This is a genomic window from Delftia sp. 11MD, assembly GCF_050907895.1.
In the GTDB taxonomy this organism is placed as follows: Bacteria; Pseudomonadota; Gammaproteobacteria; order Burkholderiales; family Burkholderiaceae_C; genus Comamonas; species Comamonas tsuruhatensis.
Genome location: NZ_CP194333.1, coordinates 4,831,179 through 4,847,137 on the forward strand (window position 1 = coordinate 4,831,179; position 15,959 = coordinate 4,847,137).

The following is a 15,959-nucleotide window of genomic DNA, read 5'->3' on the forward strand; positions in this document are numbered from 1 at the left end:
AGCGCCACGATAGAAATCACGCGCACCCTGAGCCCCAACGCCACGCCCCATGCATGGCCCGAGCCTCTCTTGCCGATGCCCACCAAGCAGTCCTGTTCGCTGCGGGAGTGCTCAAGTACACAGTGAAACGCATCCTGTACGACGGGGCACAGGAGCGCTACTCCTGCCCGCACCTCAGCCGGGCGTTTGCAGCGCTCAACCAGCTTCCTGATCCCGGTTGCTGCCCGGCAAGCAGTCCACATGACCCGGTGAGGGTGGATCTGCTTTCACTGCTCGCCCTCATCAGCTCGGAGCTGGAGTTCGCACGCGACACATTCCGAGAGAGCCAGCTCAGTGCAGCAAATGAAGCGGCCTTTGTTCATGGACTGCTGGAACACGCCTTTGAATTCGCAGACAGGCTGTTCGGGGCCTACAACGAGCTTCCCAACTCCTTGGACGACCTGCGCTTCCTGGCCAGCTTTGCTGCAACCAAGGAGGCTGGCAACGGTGTCAATACATTCGGCAGCCAGGCAGATACAGCATCACCAGTCACAGCGGCATCGCCGTTGCATGGAAGCGGCCACCGGGCCAGTGAGTTGCTCATTCGTTGCTCGTTCGACATCGAGGCAGCAGCCCACGCCGTGACAGCGCTGGGTGATCAGATCACGGAACCGGAGCAGATTCAGATAGCCTCGCTGATTCGCTGCTATGGCGCACGCATCGCGAAACTCAACAGTGTTCTGATGAGCTATCTCACCGGGGACGAAGTGATCACCCTGGCGGATGCGCAGCACGCCCTGTACCAAGGAGCCAAGCAGTTGCCAGAAGGAGCCCTGTGACGACGCATGGCGGAAATGGTCCCTTGGATTGAGCGCAGCGCATTTGTGTGCCGCGATCTACGCCCCCTTGGCGCGGCGTCCAACCTCGGGTAGTCAATAATGTGACCTTTGCCCGCCACCACGCCCCACACGATGGATACGGCCCAAGGCGGGCAGCACGACACAAGAACATTCGCGCCTTCCTGCGGCCCCGCGCCATCCAGGCAGGCCTTGCCCGGCACCTTCGCGCCGCTGCAACCTGTTGATTCCCAAGCCAATGAGCGACCTCTCGCAAAGCACACAGCCCTCTCCGGCCCCTGATCTTTCGATGCACACGCCAATGATGGCGCAGTACCTGGGCATCAAGTTCAACTACCCCGACACGCTGGTTTTCTACCGCATGGGGGATTTCTACGAGCTGTTCTTCGGGGATGCAGAGAAGGTGGCGCGGCTGCTGGATATCACGCTGACCACGCGCGGGCAGACGGCGGGGCAGCCGATTCCGATGGCGGGCGTGCCCTTCCATGCGCTGGAGAACTACCTGGGCCGGCTGATCAAGCTGGGCGAGTCGGTGGCGATCTGCGAGCAGGTGGGCGAGGTGGGCGCCGCCAAGGGCCCGGTGGAGCGCAAGGTGGTGCGCGTGGTGACGCCGGGCACGCTGACCGACAGTGAGCTGCTGTCGGACAAGAGCGAAGCGATCTTGCTGTCCCTGCACACGGCCGGGCGCCAGCGCTGCGGCCTGGCCTGGATGGCGGTGACGCAGGGGCGCATCCATCTGGCCGAGTGTTCCCACGACGAGCTGGGCGCCTGGATTTCACGCATTGCGCCCAGCGAGCTGATCTACAGCGCAGGCGTGACCGAGCGCTTCGAGCAGAGCCTGTTCGCGCTACGCCATGGCGGCTCCATTGCCTGCCCGCTGTCGCCGCGCCCTGACTGGCAGTTCGACGGCGGCCTGGGCGAGCGCAAGCTGCTGGAGCTGCTGGGCGCGGCCAGCCTCAAGGCCTGGGAGGCCGAGGACCTGCCGCTGGCCCATGGCGCCAGCGCCGCCCTGTTGTCGTATGCGGAGCACACGCAGGGCCGCAGCCTGTCGCACATCCACGCTCTGCAGGTGCAGCGCGACGATGAGCTGATTGCGCTGCCGCTGGCCACGCGCCGCAACCTGGAGCTGGTCAAGACGCTGCGCGGCGAGGATTCGCCCACATTGTTCTCCCTGCTGGACACCTGCATGACGGGCATGGGCAGCCGCCTGCTCAAGGCCTGGCTGCTGGAGCCGCGCCGCGACCGCACGCAGGCCATGGCGCGGCTGGAGGCCACGCGGGCGCTGCAGGGCACCAGCGCAGGCGGCATGGCCGCGCCCTGGCAGCAGTTGCGCGAGCAGCTCAAGGGCGTGAGCGATGTGGAGCGCATCACCGCGCGCACCGCGCTGCGCCAGGTGCGCCCGCGCGAGCTGGTGGGACTGGGCCGCACGCTGCAAAAGGCGGCCTTGCTGGCCCAGGCCGGGCAGACACCCTCGGCCCACCTGACCCAGCTGTTTGCCGACCTGCAGCCGCCCGAAGGCTGCGCCGAGCTGCTGGTGCGCGCCATCATGGAAGAGCCGGCCGCCCTGGTGCGCGACGGCGGCGTGTTTGCCACAGGCTACGACGCCGAGCTGGACGAACTGCGCGCCATCCAGAACAACTGCGATGACTTCCTGCTGGAGCTGGAGGCCAAGGAAAAGCTGCTGACCGGCATTCCCAACCTGCGCGTGCAGTTCAACAAGGTGCACGGCTTCTATATAGAGATCACCAACAGCTACAAGGACGCGGTGCCCGAGCGCTACCGCCGCCGCCAGACGCTGAAGAACGCCGAGCGCTACATCACGCCCGAGCTCAAGGCCTTCGAGGACAAGGCCCTGTCCGCGCAGGAGCGCGCGCTGCAGCGCGAGAAATTCCTCTACGAGCAGCTGCTGGACCAGTTGCAGCCCCATGTGCCGGCGCTCACGCGCGTGGCCGGTGCCATTGCCGCCATCGACGTGCTGTGCACGCTGGCCGAGCGCTCGCTGACGCTGAACTGGTGCGCGCCCGAGTTCGTGAACCATCCCTGCATCGAGATCGAGGCCGGCCGCCACCCGGTGGTGGAGGCCCGCATGGCCGAGACCTCCAGCGGCAGCTTCATCGCCAACCACACGCGCATGAACGCCAACACGCGCATGCAGATCATCACCGGCCCCAACATGGGCGGCAAATCGACCTATATGCGCCAGGTGGCGCTGATCGTGCTGCTGGCCAGCATGGGCTCGCATGTGCCGGCGTCCAGCTGCCGGCTGGGGCCCATCGACGCCATCCACACGCGCATCGGCGCGGCCGACGACCTGGCCAATGCCCAGTCCACCTTCATGATGGAGATGACCGAGGCCGCGCAAATCCTGCACTCGGCAACGCCCCACAGCCTGGTGCTGATGGACGAGATCGGCCGGGGCACCAGCACCTTCGACGGCCTGGCGCTGGCCAGCGGCATCGCCACCCAGCTGCACGACAGGACGCGCGCCTTCACGCTGTTTGCCACGCACTACTTCGAGCTGACCGAGCTGCCGGCCAAGGCACGCGCGGCCGTGAACATGCATGTGAGTGCGGCGGAGTCGGGCCAGGACATCGTCTTCCTGCACGAGATCCAGCCCGGCCCGGCCAGCCGCAGCTACGGTATCCAGGTGGCCAAGCTGGCGGGCATGCCGGCCGGCGTGCTGCACCACGCGCGCCATGCGCTGGAGGCACTGGAGGCCCATGCCGACGAGGGCCGCCTGCAGGTGGACCTGTTCGATGCGCCCGACATGCCTGAGCCCGAGAGCCGCCACGACCCGCTGGCCCAGGCGCTGGCCGCCATCAATCCCGACGCACTGAGCCCGCGCGAGGCGCTGGAGGCCCTCTACCAGCTCAAGAAGATCGCTGCCTGAACGCGGTCAATCACCTCCCACTAAACTTGTCGATCCCGCAGTTTCGGATGTTCCCATGACTTATTGCGTTGCCATCAAGCTCAACGCCGGCCTGGTTTTCCTGGCCGACTCGCGCACCAATGCCGGCCTGGACCAGATCAGCTCGTTCCGCAAGCTCATGGTCTACGAGAACCCCGGCGACCGCTTCATGGTGCTGCTGTCGGCCGGCAACCTGTCCATCACCCAGTCCGTTCGCGAGCTGCTGGAGAGCCAGCAGCTGCGCGACGAGGCCACGGGAGACATGCTGACCATCTGGAACGTGCGCAGCATGTTCGATGCGGCCCGCGTGCTGGGCGCGGCCGTGCGCCATGTGTACGAGCGCGACGGCGTGGCGCTGTCCCGGTCGGGCGTGGACTTCAATATCTCGCTGGTGCTGGGCGGCCAGATCCAGGGCGAGACCATGCGGCTGTTCCAGGTGTATTCGGCCGGCAACTTCATCGAGGCCACGAGCGAGACGCCCTACTTCCAGATCGGCGAGTCCAAGTACGGCAAGCCCGTGCTGGACCGCGTGATCACGCCGCGCACGCCGCTGGACGAGGCCGCCAAGTGCGCCCTGGTGTCCATGGACAGCACGCTCAAGTCCAACCTGTCGGTGGGCCTGCCGCTGGACCTGATCGTGTACGAAAAGGACCGCTTTGCCTCCGACAAGATCGTCAGCATCGACGAGAGCAATCCGTATTTCCGCATGCTGCACGACAGCTGGGGCGAGCGCCTGCGCCATGTTTTCGACAGCATCGAGGACCCGGCCTGGGATGGCGGCGCCTCCGAGGTGCCCATCCGCGTGCACAGCCGCCAGGCCCAGCCGCTGACCAAGGTCAACGCGCCGGCAGGCGCCCTGCGCTCGTCGGCGCGCAGCATGGGCCGGCTGCCGCCTGCGGCGCTGCGCCAGCCCTATCACAGCGGCACGGGCGCGGGCCTGGGCACCTCCACGGCAGACGGTCTTGCGACCTCCCCCATGACGCCCATGACACCCATGACGCCCCAGCAGCCGGGCCCGGCATCGCCCGTGCGGCCCGATGCAGGCCAGCCCTCGGGCCACCAGCAAGGCGTGCCCGATGGCGCCGCACAGGCCGGCCAGGAGCCTCGGCCGTGAACGCGGCCCGGTCCGCACAGCGGGCCGAGAGCGATGCGGCGGTTGCCGGCACGGGTACGGGCGCGGGCACTGCATCGGCGCCGCTGCCCGTGGTGTTCTCGCATGCCAACAGTTTTCCGCTGCCCACCTACCGGCTGCTGCTCTCGCTGCTGGCCGAGCGCGGCATCGCGGCGCAGGGCGTGGAGCGCTTCGGCCATGACCCGCGCTTTCCCGTCACCAACAACTGGCCGCACCTGGTCGAGCAACTGGCCGAGTTCACGCGCGCCGAGGTCGAGCGCGTGGGCGGTCCGGTCTTCCTGGTCGGGCATTCGCTGGGCGGTTTCCTGAGCGTGATGACGGCCGCGCGCCATCCCGAGCTGGCGCGCGGCGTGCTGCTGATCGACTCGCCATTGCTCAGCGGCTGGCGTGCCAATGCGGTGGGGGTGGCCAAGCGCACGCAGCTGGTGGGCTCGGTCTCGCCAGGCAAGATCAGCGCGCGCCGCCGCAATGCCTGGGACAGCGATGACGAGGCGCTGGCCTATTTCCGCGCCAAGAAGGTGTTTGCGCAATGGCATCCGCAGGTGCTCCAGGACTATGTGCAGGGCGGCCTGGCCGACCTGGACGGCCGGCGCACGCTGCACTTCACGCGCGAGGTGGAGACCGCCATCTACAACACCTTGCCGCACAACCTGGCCTCGCTGCTGCACCACCATCCGCTGCGCTGCCCGGCGGCCTTCATCGGCGGGCGCGCCTCGGTGGAGATGCGCCAGGTGGGCATGGACCTGACGCGCCGCATCACGCGCGGGCGCGTGATGATGCTGGACGGCAGCCACCTGTTCCCCATGGAGCGGCCCCACGCCACGGCCGCCGCCATCGAGGCCGCGCTGCTGAACATGCATACCTGAGCGGCGTCCGGCTCAGGCCGAGATCCGGATGGCAACCCTGGACCATGCGGTGGTGCTTGAACCCCTTGGCGCCTTCCTCAAGGATCGGGCCCCATCGGCGTTCACGGCAGCGGGCGAGGGTCTTGGCGATGGCGGGCCGGCTACCCGGCGCAATCGATCATCTTGTGAAGCAGGCGCAGCAGTTGCTGCTTGTCCTCAGCGCTCAGCATGCGGCTGGCCTCTTGCTCCAGAATTTCCACCTGCGCCGCCGCCTTTTCGTGCAGGCGCTCGCCCTCGGCCGTCAGATACAGCAGCGACAGGCGCCTGTCCGCAGGATCGGCCTCGCGCCTGAGCAGGCCGCGCACCTGCAGTCTTTCCATCAGCGCCGCCATGTTGGGCTGGGAAATCATCACGGTCTCGGCGATCTGGCGCTGGGATGCGCCGGGATTGGCCGAGATCAGCGACAGCACGGCAAACTCCGACGGCTTGAGATCCAGCGCCAGCATGTGCTTCGCATAGTGAGGCCTTACGGTGGCATGGGCCAGGCGCGTGCAGTGGCCCAACTGCTGCATCAGAAAATTCTGCTGGAGTGCTGACTTCATAGGCGATGGGGTGGCTCGGTCCAAGGTGAGGCCAGGCGCATCGAACGGGGCCTGGCGGACCTTTCGATAGAGACGGTCATGGGTTTGTCTCCTGCGTCATGGATGAAATCGGCCAGGGTCGCCGCACCTCAGGCCAGCGGGACCCGTGCCCGGTATTGCACGAAGAAATCGATGCTGCCCGGATTGGCCATGGCGTCGGGGCTGGCCACCTTGGCGGGCTCTGCACCCAGCAGCAGCTTGCGCACGGGCAGTTCCATCTTCTTGCCCGTGAGAGTGCGCGGAATCTCGGCGACCTGGATGACCGCATCGGGCACGTGGCGCGCAGAGGCCTGGGCCCTGATGGCATCCTTGATCCGGGCCACCAGCGCATCCGTCAGCACCAGGCCCGGAGCCAGCACCACGAACAAGGGCATGAAAGAGGGGCGCCCCAGGAACTCCAGGTCCACGACGAGGCTGTCCAAGACCTCGTCAACTTCCTCGACGACACGGTAGATCTCGGCCGTTCCCATGCGGATGCCGAAACGGTTGATCGTGGTGTCCGAGCGGCCGTAGATCACGGCCGACCCATGCTCGCTGAACGAGATCCAGTCGCCATGGCGCCAGTAGCCGGGAAAGACGTCGAAGTAGCTTTCACGGTAGCGCAGGCCATCGGCGTCGTTCCAGAAATACAAGGGCATGGAAGGCATGGGTTCGGTGATCACCAGTTCGCCCACCTCGCCGGTCACGCTGCGCCCTTGCTCGTCAAAGGCGTACGCGGCGACGCCCAGTTCACGGCACTGGATCTCGCCCGCACGCACGGGCAGCAGGGGCGCGCAGGCCACGAAGCCCGAGGCGATATCCGTTCCACCGCTGACCGAGGCCAACCACAGATCGCGCTTGATGTTCTCGTAGACCCAGCCGTAGGCCTCCAGCGGCAGCGCCGACCCCGTGGAATTGATGGCGCGCAGTTTCTCGAAGCGGCGGCCCCGGGCGGGCACCACGCCATCCTTCATGGTCTTGGCCAGAAAGGCCGCGCCGCAACCGAACAGCGTGACCTGCTGGCGATCGATGAAGTCCCACAATGCGCCATCGTCGGGCGAGGTCGGGTTGCCATCGGACAGCACCACGGTGGCGCCAGCCAGCAGGCTGCCCACCATGAGGTTCCAGACGATCCAGCCCGTGCTGCCCAGGAACATGAAGCGGTCGCCGGGCCGCACGTCGTGCTGCAGCCCATGGGTCTTGAGGTGGGTGAGCACGATGCCGCCATGGCTGTGCACCATGGCCTTGGGCAGTCCCGTGGTGCCCGAGGAATAGACCACCCACAGCGGGTGCGAGAACGGCAAGCGCTCGAAGACCGGCTCTGCGGGCCTGGCCAGCGCGTCGGCCCAGGCCATGACATCGCGCCAGGGCAGCTCGCATGCGGGGTCCCCGGGCCTGAACAGGGGGCCGGGCACATGGATCACATGGCCTATCTCGGGCAATCCCCGCAGCACCTCGCCGAGTACGGCGCGGCGATCGAAACACCGTCCCCCGTAGACATAGCTATCGGTGGCGAAAATCAGCTTGGGGCCGATCTGCTGGAAGCGGTCCAGCACCACGGAAACACCCATCTCGGGCGCGCAGCTGGACCAGATGGCGCCTATGCTGGCGCAGGCCAGGAAGGCAACGACCGCCTGGGGCACATTGGGCAGGTAGGCCACGACGCGATCGCCGCGGCCCAGGCCGAGTTCGCGCATCCGGGCCGCGAGCGCCGCCACGTCACGCTCCAGCTGCCGCCATGACAGCTCCACCGGCTCGGCGCCTTCGCAGCGCGCGATGATGGCCGGGTGCTCGGCGCTGGCGCTGCGGAACACATGCTCGGCATAGTTCAGGTGCGTGTCGGGAAACCACTGCGCGCCCGGCATGCCGCGCTCACCGAGCACGCGCGTCGGGTCACCGTCGGCCATAACCTGGAAGTAGTCCCAGATCGAGCGCCAGAAGCCATCGAGATCCGTGACCGACCAATGCCACAGCGCCTGGTAGCCATCGAAGCGCCTATCCCTTGCCGCAGCCAGCCAATCCATGTAGCGCGCCAGGCCGCTTTGCGCGACCTGCTGCGGGCTGGGACGCCACATCAACTGCCCTTGTTCGATGGCCATGGCAACCCTCGGAAAAAGTTATAAAAAAAACATATTTTTTATAACCATAGAACATCATCATTCTCAGAAGTACAGGGGTTTTCATGGGGCAACCACGCGCTCGTCATGCGGTTGCTCCCCCGGGCACATGACGCAAAAAAGCCACCCGAAGGTGGCTTGTCCCCATCGATGGCCCGGCCCTGCTCAGCCGCCGCTCCAGTTGACCAGGCCCGTGAAGGCCGTGACCAGCACGATGATGCCGAAGGCGATGCGGTACCAGGCAAACGGCACGAAGCTGTTGGTGGAGATGTAGCGCAGCAGCCAGCGCACGCACAGCCAGGCGCTGATGAAGGAGAACACCAGGCCCACGGCGAACATGGGGATGTCGTCCACCGACAGCAGGGCGCGCTCCTTGTAGAGGCTGTAGACGCCGGCCCCGATCAGCGTGGGAATGGCCAGGAAGAACGAAAAATCGGTCGCCGCCTTGCGCGACAGGCCCATGAGCATGCCGCCGATGATGGTGGCGCCGCTGCGGCTGGTGCCAGGGATCATGGCCAGGCACTGCACCAGGCCGACCTTGAGGGCATCGAGCGGCGTCATCTCGTCCACGGTCTGCACGCGCATGGCCGAGGCGGGCCGGCGCTCGGCCCACAGGATGACGAAGCCGCCCAGGATGAAGGTGGTGGCCACCACGGTGGGCGTGAACAGGTGCGCCTTGATGAACTTGCCGAAGATCAGCGCCAGCACCACGGCCGGCAGGAAGCCGATGATGACGTTCAGCGTGAGCCGCTGCGCGTGGCGGCTGGTGGGCAGGTCGACCACGGTGGAGCGGATCTTCTGCCAGTACACCAGCACCACGGCGAAGATGGCACCGGTCTGGATGGCGATGTCGAAGACCTTGGCCTTGGCATCGTCGAAGCCCAGCAGCGAACCGGCCAGGATGAGGTGGCCGGTGGAGGAGATGGGAAGGAACTCCGTCAGCCCTTCCACGATGCCCATGATGGCGGCCTTGACCAGCAAAAGAATGTCCACGGCAAGCGTCCTGTCGCAATGCAAAAGTGCGCCATTATCTGCGCTGGCCATGGCCTGCCGATGGACGCCTGCCGGCCCGCCGGCGGCAATCGCAAACTTTTACAACGGCCGGCGCGTGACGTTGCTGTGCGCCCGGCGCTGTGCTGCAATGTGGGGGCGCTGGATTTCGGCGCGCCTTCAAAACCATTCCATCATGAAAAAAATCGTTGTTCTGGCAGTTGTCTCCCTGGCCTGCAGCATCGGCATGGCCGCCGGAGACAAGGCTCCCACGGCCCAGCAAAAGCTGATGGGCACCTGCAACACCGAAGCCGCCGGCAAGAAGGGCGACGAGCGCAAGGAGTTCATGAAGTCCTGCCTGTCCGACGGCAAGAAGCGCCAGCAGGAACGCATGAAGACCTGCAATGCCGACGCCACCGGCAAGAAGGGCGACGAGCGCAAGGCGTTCATGAGTGAATGCTTGAAGAAGGACTGACCCCCTGAGGCGCTGCGCGCCTTCCCCCTCTCGCTGCGCGGGGGGGACGACACCCTCGCTGCGGGGCGGCCCTTGCTCGGTGTCCCTCGCTTTGGGGCGCGCCAGTCGGGATGGCCTTGAGCCCGTCAAGCATTGCCAAAAGCCACCGTTTTCGGTGGCTTTGCTGTTTAGGCGGATAGTTTTCTGATTTGGCTATCAATGGAGCCGTGTACTACCGACAGCCGTTCAAACTCGCAGGGCTCAAGCGCGGGCAGCCGAGCAAGGGCTGCCCCGCAGTGAGGGCTGCGTCCCCCTCCGCGAAGCGGGAAGGGGGAAGCGGCGCAGCCGCTCAGGGGGTCATCTTCCTGGCTCTGCGTTTGCGCCACCAGATGATGACGCCGGTGATCGACAGGACGGCGACGAGCACGCCGACGAAGGACATGAGCACGCGGCCGGGGGTGCCGAGGATGCGGCCGCTGTGCAGGGGCAGCTGCAGCTGGACGAAGACGTCGGCGGCCGTGCCGTGCCAGGGGCGGTAGGTGCCCAGGACTTCGCCGTTGTCCGAGCTGACGTAGATGTTGGACAGGCCCATGCCCATGGCGCCGGTTTCGTCGTGCGGGTCGAAGAAGGAGATGTTGTAGAACGGGAAGTCCCCGCCCCACCAGATGCCGCCTGCGGGCTGGGCGAAGCCCAGGCGCTTGGCCTCGCTCTGGGCGATGGCGATGGCCTGGGCGAACGTGACCTTGGGCTCGAGGAGCGTGCCCTGGGGTGCGGGCTTGAGGGTTTCGTAGGGGCCGGGCGTGGTGGTGGAGACGGTGCTCATCACCGGGTAGAAGACTTCGCGGTACAGGTTCAGCGAGAACGAGGTGAAGGCCACGATGACGATGACGGCCCAGACCCACAGGCCGCCCGCACGGTGCAGGTCGAAGTTGAGCTTGTAGGCGCCGCCGCCCCAGCGCACGCGCCATGAGGGCAGCCAGCGCCGCCACCACGATCCCATGGCCGCCGTCAGGCGCGGGGCGCTTTTCCTGAGCTTGACGGGAAAGGTCAGCAGCAGCGCGACAAAGCTGTCGGCCACCCACAGCAGGGCCAGGCTGCCCATGAACCAGTAGCCCCAGCGGTCCGTGCCCCAAAAGCGCGGGGCCAGCAGGCTTTCGTGCAGGTGGCGCAGCCAGGGCATGAGGTTGCGCTGGCTGAGCGCAAAGCTGCGCCCGTTGCGCTGGCCCGTGATGTGGCCGCTGACAGGATCGACGAAGACCGTGTCATAGCCCAGCGCAGGCGCCTGGCCCGTGGCCGGGTCGGGCCGGGGGCGCACCATGAACATGGCGGCCTCGCCCTCGACCAGGCCCAGGGTCATATAGCTGATCTCGGCGCGCGGCTCGCTGGCCTGCACCACGGCGGCCAGCTCCAGCGGGGTCTTCAGCGGGCCGCGTGCCGGGGTCTCCAGCATGTCGGCGTTGAGCCATTCGTCGATTTCATGGTCCCAGGACAGCACGGCCCCCGTGAGGCCGGCCATGATGAGGAAGCCGGCCAGCAGCAGGCCTATCCAGCGGTGCACCACCGTCCACAACGCGCGCATGCTTCAGATCGCTCCGGCTCAGAAGTCCACCGATGCGCTCAGCGAGAAGGTGCGCGGCATGGACTGCACCAGGTAGTTGGCGCCCGGGTAGCCGCCCACGGACGACCAGTAGCCCTTGTCGAACAGGTTGTCGATGCGCGCGCGCAGGGTCAGCAGGCGGTTGTTGCCGATGTCCATGAGATAACGCGCGCCGATGTCGGTGCGCGTCCACGAGGCCACTTTCAGCGTGTTGGCGCCGTTGGCGTACTGGCTGGAGGTGTGCATCACGCGCGCATTGAGGGCCAGGCCCGAGACGCCGGGCACATCCCAGTCCACGCCCAGGTTGAGCAGGCGCTTGGGCACGCCGATGGCGTAGTTGCCGATGGTGGTGGCATCGGCGGCCTCGCGGATCTTGGCCTCGCTGAAGGTCACGCCGCCCAGCACGCGCAGGCCCTTGACGGGTTCGCCGAAGACCGTGGCCTCCAGGCCGCTGTTGCGCTGCTTGCCGTACTGGCCGAAGACCTGGTTGGCCACATAGGCCGAAGGCATGTCCGTGGTGTACAGCGCCACCGTGGCGCCCAGCTGCCGGCCCTGCCACTTGAAGCCGATTTCCTTCTGGCGCGACTTGTAGGGCGCGAACACCTGGCCGCCGTTGGACACGGGCAGGTCGTTGGCTGTCTGCGGCGCCACGGCGCCCTTGGTCAGGCCTTCGATGTAGTTGGCGTAGACCGAGGTGTTCTCGCTGGTCTTGAACACCAGGCCCAGCATGGGCGTGGTGGCCGACTTCTTGTAGTGGTCGGTCTGCGCGCCCGTGTTGTAGTCGTAGCTGCTTTGCTCGATGCTCTGGCGGCGCACGCCCACGGTCAGGCGCAGGCGCTCGTCCAGCATCGTCAGCGTGTCGCCGATGGCGAAGCTGTTGAGCCGGGTTTCACCCACGCGCGTGGGATCGGCCAGGTTGCCGCCGAACAGCGTCATCTCCGGGCGCGCGCTGCTCCAGGGGTTGTAGATGTTGTTGACCACGCCAAAGCCCATGCCCCAGGCATTGCGCTCGGTGGCCGAGTAGGTGCTGGCCGTGGCCACCAGCTCATGGCCCACGCTGCCCGTGGCCAGGCGCGTGCGGATGCCGACCTCGCCCGTGCCCACGCTGTCCTTGCGCTTGTTGTCGAAGCGCGTGCCCGTGGTGTCGCCGGCCGCATTCGTGACGGTCACGCCGCTCAGGGAGTTGTCCTCCTTGCCTCGGCGCAGGCCGCCCGCAGCCCAGGCCGTGGTGGTGTCGTTGATGTCCCATTCGGCGCGCAGCGTGGCGAACAGGTCGCGCTCGGTGGAGTACGACCAGTTCTGGCCGTAGTTGGTCTGGTTGTCGGGCACGGCCGGGATGAAGCTGCCCGGCGTCACGCTGGGGCGGCCGCCGTTGTAGCTGTTGCGCTGGTAGCCCACGTCGCCCGACAGGCGCACGTTGCGGCTGCGCCAGTCCAGGCCCAGGCCCAGGGCGGTGAGCGAGCGGTCTTCGCCATCCACGCCCGTGCCGCCGTCGCGGCGCACGGCGTTCAGGCGGATGCCGGTGCTCCGGTCAGGGCCGAAGCGGCGCGAGATGTCGGTGGAGACAAAGGCCTGGCCGCCCGTCTGTATGCCGGCGCCCACGCGCGTCAGTGCATCGTTGCCGGCGCGCTTGGGTAGCAGGCTGATGGTGCCGCCAATGCCGCTGCCGCCCGGTGCCGCGCCATTGAGGAAGGCGTTGGCGCCGCGCAGCACCTCCACGCGCTCGAAGAATTCCGAGGCGATGTACTGGCGCGGCAGCAGGCCGTACAGGCCGTTGTAGGCGATGTCGTCCGAGTACACCGGGAAGCCGCGCAGCACATACAGCTCCTGGAAGTTGCCGAAGCCGCGCGCCTGGCGCACGCCCGGGTCGTTGAGCAGCACGTCGCCCACGCTCTTGGACTGGGTGTCCTCGATCAGCTGCTGGGTGTAGCTGGTGGTGGAGAACGAGGAGTTCTTCCAGTCCAGCGTGCCCAGCACGCCGTTGCGCGCCCCCGTGGCCACCTGGCCGCCTGCGAAGGGCTTGGACAGGCCCTGGGCCGATGCGTCGGCGCTGGCCTCCACCGTCACGGCCTCCAGCACGGTGTCACCGCCCCGGGTCTGGGCAATCAGCGCCTGATGGCTGCACAGGCAAAGAACGGCCAGGGATATGGGGCGAATGGAAGGCATGGGGATGGGATTGAGAATGATTTGCACAACCCGTTAGCTTACAAACCACCTGGGCACGCAACTATGAGTTTTCTCAATCTGTTGCATCGAAGCAATCCTGGGGGTGATTGGTTTCAAAGGCCCTGATCGATAGTCCGTGCGCACTCACCCTGACCCCCACCCTGCGGACTGCGTCCTCCAGATGCCGTGGACGTGCCTGCCGTTCGCGGCGCCAGGATGCAGCTGGCACCCTGCCCTCGTCCGTCCGTCGCATGGCGCTGGCCCCGGCGGCGCCCGGCAGCGACAGTCCTGTCCCATACAGGCCCGCCAACCCGGGCCGCACGCCAGGACACCGCCATGCAAATGACACCGCTGATCGCCATCCACATGAGCGCCGCCCTCGGGGCCACGGCCACGGGCGCCATCGCCCTGCTGGCACGCCGTCAGGCCGCCGCCCATCCCCGCCTGCACCGCGCGGCCGGCCATGCCTTCGTCACGCTCATGGTCTGCGCGGCGGTGTCCGCCTGCTTCATCCGCGACTACCGCCTGCCCAACTGGGGCGGCTACACGCCCGTCCACCTGCTGGTGCCGCTGACCTTTGCCGGCCTGGGCCGGTCGTTCTGGCACCTGTACCACGGCAACATCGCCGGCCACCGCAAGATCATGCGCAGCGTCTACATCGGCGCCTGCGTCGTGGCGGGCCTGTTCACCCTGCTGCCCGGCCGCTATCTGGGCGACCTGTTGTGGCAGCAGCTGGGCCTGGCCTGACGCCGCTTTCCTTCCCCCTGACGGAGAACTCCCCATGCGCACCCTTGATCCCCTTGATCCCCTCGATCCCCTCGATCCCTCTGCCCGCCACGACGACGATGCCCTGGAGCGCATGGCGCGCCGCCGCGCAGGCGCCAAGCTGGGCTGGATGATCCACGCCAGCGTCTATGTGCTGGTCAACCTCGGGCTGGCGGCGCTGTCGCTGTCCCAGGGCAGGCACTGGGCCATCTTCCCGGCCCTGGGCTGGGGCCTGGGACTGGCCATCCACGGGGCCGTGGTCTGGCTGGCACTGCCGGGCAACGGCTGGCACGGGCGCATGGTGGAGCGCGAGCGGCAGGCGCTGCAGTCACGCCAGGGCCGCGCCCGCTGAAACACGCCATGGGACTACCATTGCCCTCCATGCCCGACCTCGCATCCAACGCCACACGCCAGCCGGCCGCCCCTGGCCACATCGTGGAACGGACCACGCTGCTGCGCCACGGCATCGCGACGACCTCGGCCTGCGCCCTGATTGCCGCCGCATTCAGCCTGAGCAACCATGGCCGCTGGGACGTGAACCTCATCTACTCGCTGTCGATCGGCCTGACCAGCTGGCTCACCATCGAACTGGGCCGCTGGCGCCTGACGCGGGGCCAGGACATTCCCTGGCCCGGCGGCTGGCGCGGCGCCGCGCTGGTGGTGGCTGGCATCGTGACGGGGTTCGTGATCGGGTCGCTGATCGGCACGGCCTACAGGCAGTGGGCCGATCCCGACGCCAGCACGGCCCTGATGCACCGGCTGTGGATACCGCTGGCCGTCACCATCGTCGCCAGCACGGTGATGTCGCTGGCCTTCTTCCTGCTGGGCTACTCGCGCCACCTGCAGATGCAGGCCGAGCAGGCCCGCCGCCAGGCGGCCGAGGCGCGACTGACCCTGCTGCAGGCCCAGCTGGAGCCACACATGCTGTTCAACACCCTGGCCAACCTGCGCGTGCTGGTGGCCAGCGACCCGCAGCGCGCCCAGGCCATGCTGGACCATCTGATCGCCTACCTGCGCGCCACGCTGGGCGGCTCGCGCAGCACCGAGCATGCGCTGGCCGAGGAATTCGCGCGCCTGCGCGACTACCTGGCGCTGATGTCCATCCGCATGGGCCCGCGCCTGCAATACACGCTGGACCTGCCCGAGGACCTGGGCCAGGTGCCCGTGCCGCCGCTGCTGCTGCAGCCCCTGGTGGAAAACTGCATACGCCACGGACTGGAGCCCAAGCTGGAAGGCGGGCATATCGCCGTGCGCGCGCGCCGCATGGACGGCGGCCCGTTGGAGCTGACCGTGGCCGACAACGGCATGGGCCTGGACACCGGTGCGCCCGCCCTGCCCGGCAGCCGCTTCGGCACGGCCCAGCTGCGCGAGCGCCTGGCCAGCCGCTATGGCGACGCCGCGCACTTCGAACTGGCCGCCCTGCCCGAAGGCGGCACTCTGGCCAGAATCACCCTCAAATGCAACCCCTGAGTCGCTTCGCGCCTTCCCCCTCTCTCGCTTCGCGGGAGGGGAACGACACCCTCGGTGCG

13 protein-coding genes are annotated in these 15,959 nt (G+C 67.3%); 8 read left to right on the top strand and 5 right to left on the bottom strand.

Features of this window, described 5'->3' with window-relative positions:
• Positions 1-53: 53 nt before the first annotated feature.
• From ACRSCF_RS22120 to ACRSCF_RS22135, 4 genes are all read left to right on the top strand, one after another.
• The gene (locus tag ACRSCF_RS22120) at positions 54-818 is read left to right on the top strand and encodes a hypothetical protein (protein ID WP_034368311.1); all 765 of its coding nucleotides are present in this window, start codon (positions 54-56) and stop codon (positions 816-818) included.
• Between the two features lie 319 nt (positions 819-1,137).
• Positions 1,138-3,726, top strand: a complete 2,589-nt coding sequence (gene mutS, locus ACRSCF_RS22125; RefSeq protein ID WP_244451711.1) for a DNA mismatch repair protein MutS — start codon at positions 1,138-1,140, stop codon at positions 3,724-3,726.
• Between the two features lie 55 nt (positions 3,727-3,781).
• A complete protein-coding gene (locus tag ACRSCF_RS22130) occupies positions 3,782-4,858 on the top strand; it encodes a proteasome-type protease (RefSeq protein WP_016449684.1) in 1,077 nt (358 codons plus the stop codon).
• Positions 4,855-5,742, top strand: coding sequence for an alpha/beta fold hydrolase (locus tag ACRSCF_RS22135; protein WP_034368308.1), 888 nt, complete (start codon positions 4,855-4,857; stop codon positions 5,740-5,742). The genes ACRSCF_RS22130 and ACRSCF_RS22135 overlap by 4 nt, the downstream gene beginning before the upstream one ends.
• Before the next feature lie 140 nt (positions 5,743-5,882).
• Here ACRSCF_RS22135 and ACRSCF_RS22140 read toward each other — a convergent pair whose 3' ends face one another.
• From ACRSCF_RS22140 to ACRSCF_RS22150, 3 genes are all read right to left on the bottom strand, one after another.
• Positions 5,883-6,293, bottom strand: a complete 411-nt coding sequence (locus ACRSCF_RS22140) for a MarR family winged helix-turn-helix transcriptional regulator (RefSeq protein ID WP_244386629.1) — start codon at positions 6,291-6,293, stop codon at positions 5,883-5,885.
• Between the two features lie 158 nt (positions 6,294-6,451).
• Entirely contained in the window at positions 6,452-8,440 is a 1,989-nt protein-coding gene (locus ACRSCF_RS22145) for an acetoacetate--CoA ligase (protein WP_244386630.1), read from the bottom strand.
• A 183-nt stretch (positions 8,441-8,623) separates the two neighbouring features.
• On the bottom strand, positions 8,624-9,451 hold the full coding sequence (locus ACRSCF_RS22150) for an undecaprenyl-diphosphate phosphatase (RefSeq protein WP_034368307.1): 828 nt from the start codon (positions 9,449-9,451) through the stop codon (positions 8,624-8,626).
• 193 nt (positions 9,452-9,644) lie between these two features.
• On the opposite strand from ACRSCF_RS22150, the gene ACRSCF_RS22155 reads away from it, so the two are divergent.
• Positions 9,645-9,923, top strand: a complete 279-nt coding sequence (locus ACRSCF_RS22155) for a PsiF family protein (protein ID WP_016454694.1) — start codon at positions 9,645-9,647, stop codon at positions 9,921-9,923.
• Between the two features lie 328 nt (positions 9,924-10,251).
• Here ACRSCF_RS22155 and ACRSCF_RS22160 read toward each other — a convergent pair whose 3' ends face one another.
• The gene (locus ACRSCF_RS22160; RefSeq protein ID WP_244386631.1) at positions 10,252-11,481 is read right to left on the bottom strand and encodes a PepSY-associated TM helix domain-containing protein; all 1,230 of its coding nucleotides are present in this window, start codon (positions 11,479-11,481) and stop codon (positions 10,252-10,254) included.
• 18 nt (positions 11,482-11,499) lie between these two features.
• Positions 11,500-13,665, bottom strand: coding sequence for a TonB-dependent receptor (locus ACRSCF_RS22165; RefSeq protein WP_324622693.1), 2,166 nt, complete (start codon positions 13,663-13,665; stop codon positions 11,500-11,502).
• Positions 13,666-14,001: 336 nt separating this feature from the next.
• On the opposite strand from ACRSCF_RS22165, the gene ACRSCF_RS22170 reads away from it, so the two are divergent.
• Genes ACRSCF_RS22170 through ACRSCF_RS22180 form a run of 3 tightly spaced genes read left to right on the top strand, consistent with a single transcriptional unit; the run spans position 14,002 to position 15,900 of the window.
• Positions 14,002-14,412, top strand: coding sequence for a DUF2306 domain-containing protein (locus ACRSCF_RS22170; protein WP_016454691.1), 411 nt, complete (start codon positions 14,002-14,004; stop codon positions 14,410-14,412).
• A gap of 34 nt (positions 14,413-14,446) precedes the next feature.
• Positions 14,447-14,782 (top strand): 2TM domain-containing protein, encoded by a 336-nt coding sequence (locus ACRSCF_RS22175; protein WP_244386634.1) that lies wholly within the window; start codon positions 14,447-14,449, stop codon positions 14,780-14,782.
• Between the two features lie 29 nt (positions 14,783-14,811).
• Positions 14,812-15,900, top strand: a complete 1,089-nt coding sequence (locus tag ACRSCF_RS22180; protein WP_034368306.1) for a sensor histidine kinase — start codon at positions 14,812-14,814, stop codon at positions 15,898-15,900.
• Positions 15,901-15,959 lie beyond the last annotated feature (59 nt).

Excerpts from the sequence above, each read along its gene's own strand:
- ACRSCF_RS22140 (WP_244386629.1), bottom strand. The coding sequence starts at position 6,293 with ATGCAGCAGTTGGGCCACTGCACGCGCCTGGCCCATGCCACCGTAAGG.
- ACRSCF_RS22180 (WP_034368306.1), top strand. The coding sequence starts at position 14,812 with ATGCCCGACCTCGCATCCAACGCCACACGCCAGCCGGCCGCCCCTGGC.
- mutS (WP_244451711.1), top strand. The coding sequence starts at position 1,138 with ATGATGGCGCAGTACCTGGGCATCAAGTTCAACTACCCCGACACGCTG.
- ACRSCF_RS22175 (WP_244386634.1), top strand. The coding sequence starts at position 14,447 with ATGCGCACCCTTGATCCCCTTGATCCCCTCGATCCCCTCGATCCCTCT.
- ACRSCF_RS22120 (WP_034368311.1), top strand. The coding sequence starts at position 54 with ATGGCCCGAGCCTCTCTTGCCGATGCCCACCAAGCAGTCCTGTTCGCT.
- ACRSCF_RS22160 (WP_244386631.1), bottom strand. The coding sequence starts at position 11,481 with ATGCGCGCGTTGTGGACGGTGGTGCACCGCTGGATAGGCCTGCTGCTG.
- ACRSCF_RS22165 (WP_324622693.1), bottom strand. The coding sequence starts at position 13,665 with ATGCCTTCCATTCGCCCCATATCCCTGGCCGTTCTTTGCCTGTGCAGC.
- ACRSCF_RS22130 (WP_016449684.1), top strand. The coding sequence starts at position 3,782 with ATGACTTATTGCGTTGCCATCAAGCTCAACGCCGGCCTGGTTTTCCTG.
- ACRSCF_RS22155 (WP_016454694.1), top strand. The coding sequence starts at position 9,645 with ATGAAAAAAATCGTTGTTCTGGCAGTTGTCTCCCTGGCCTGCAGCATC.
- ACRSCF_RS22170 (WP_016454691.1), top strand. The coding sequence starts at position 14,002 with ATGCAAATGACACCGCTGATCGCCATCCACATGAGCGCCGCCCTCGGG.
- ACRSCF_RS22145 (WP_244386630.1), bottom strand. The coding sequence starts at position 8,440 with ATGGCCATCGAACAAGGGCAGTTGATGTGGCGTCCCAGCCCGCAGCAG.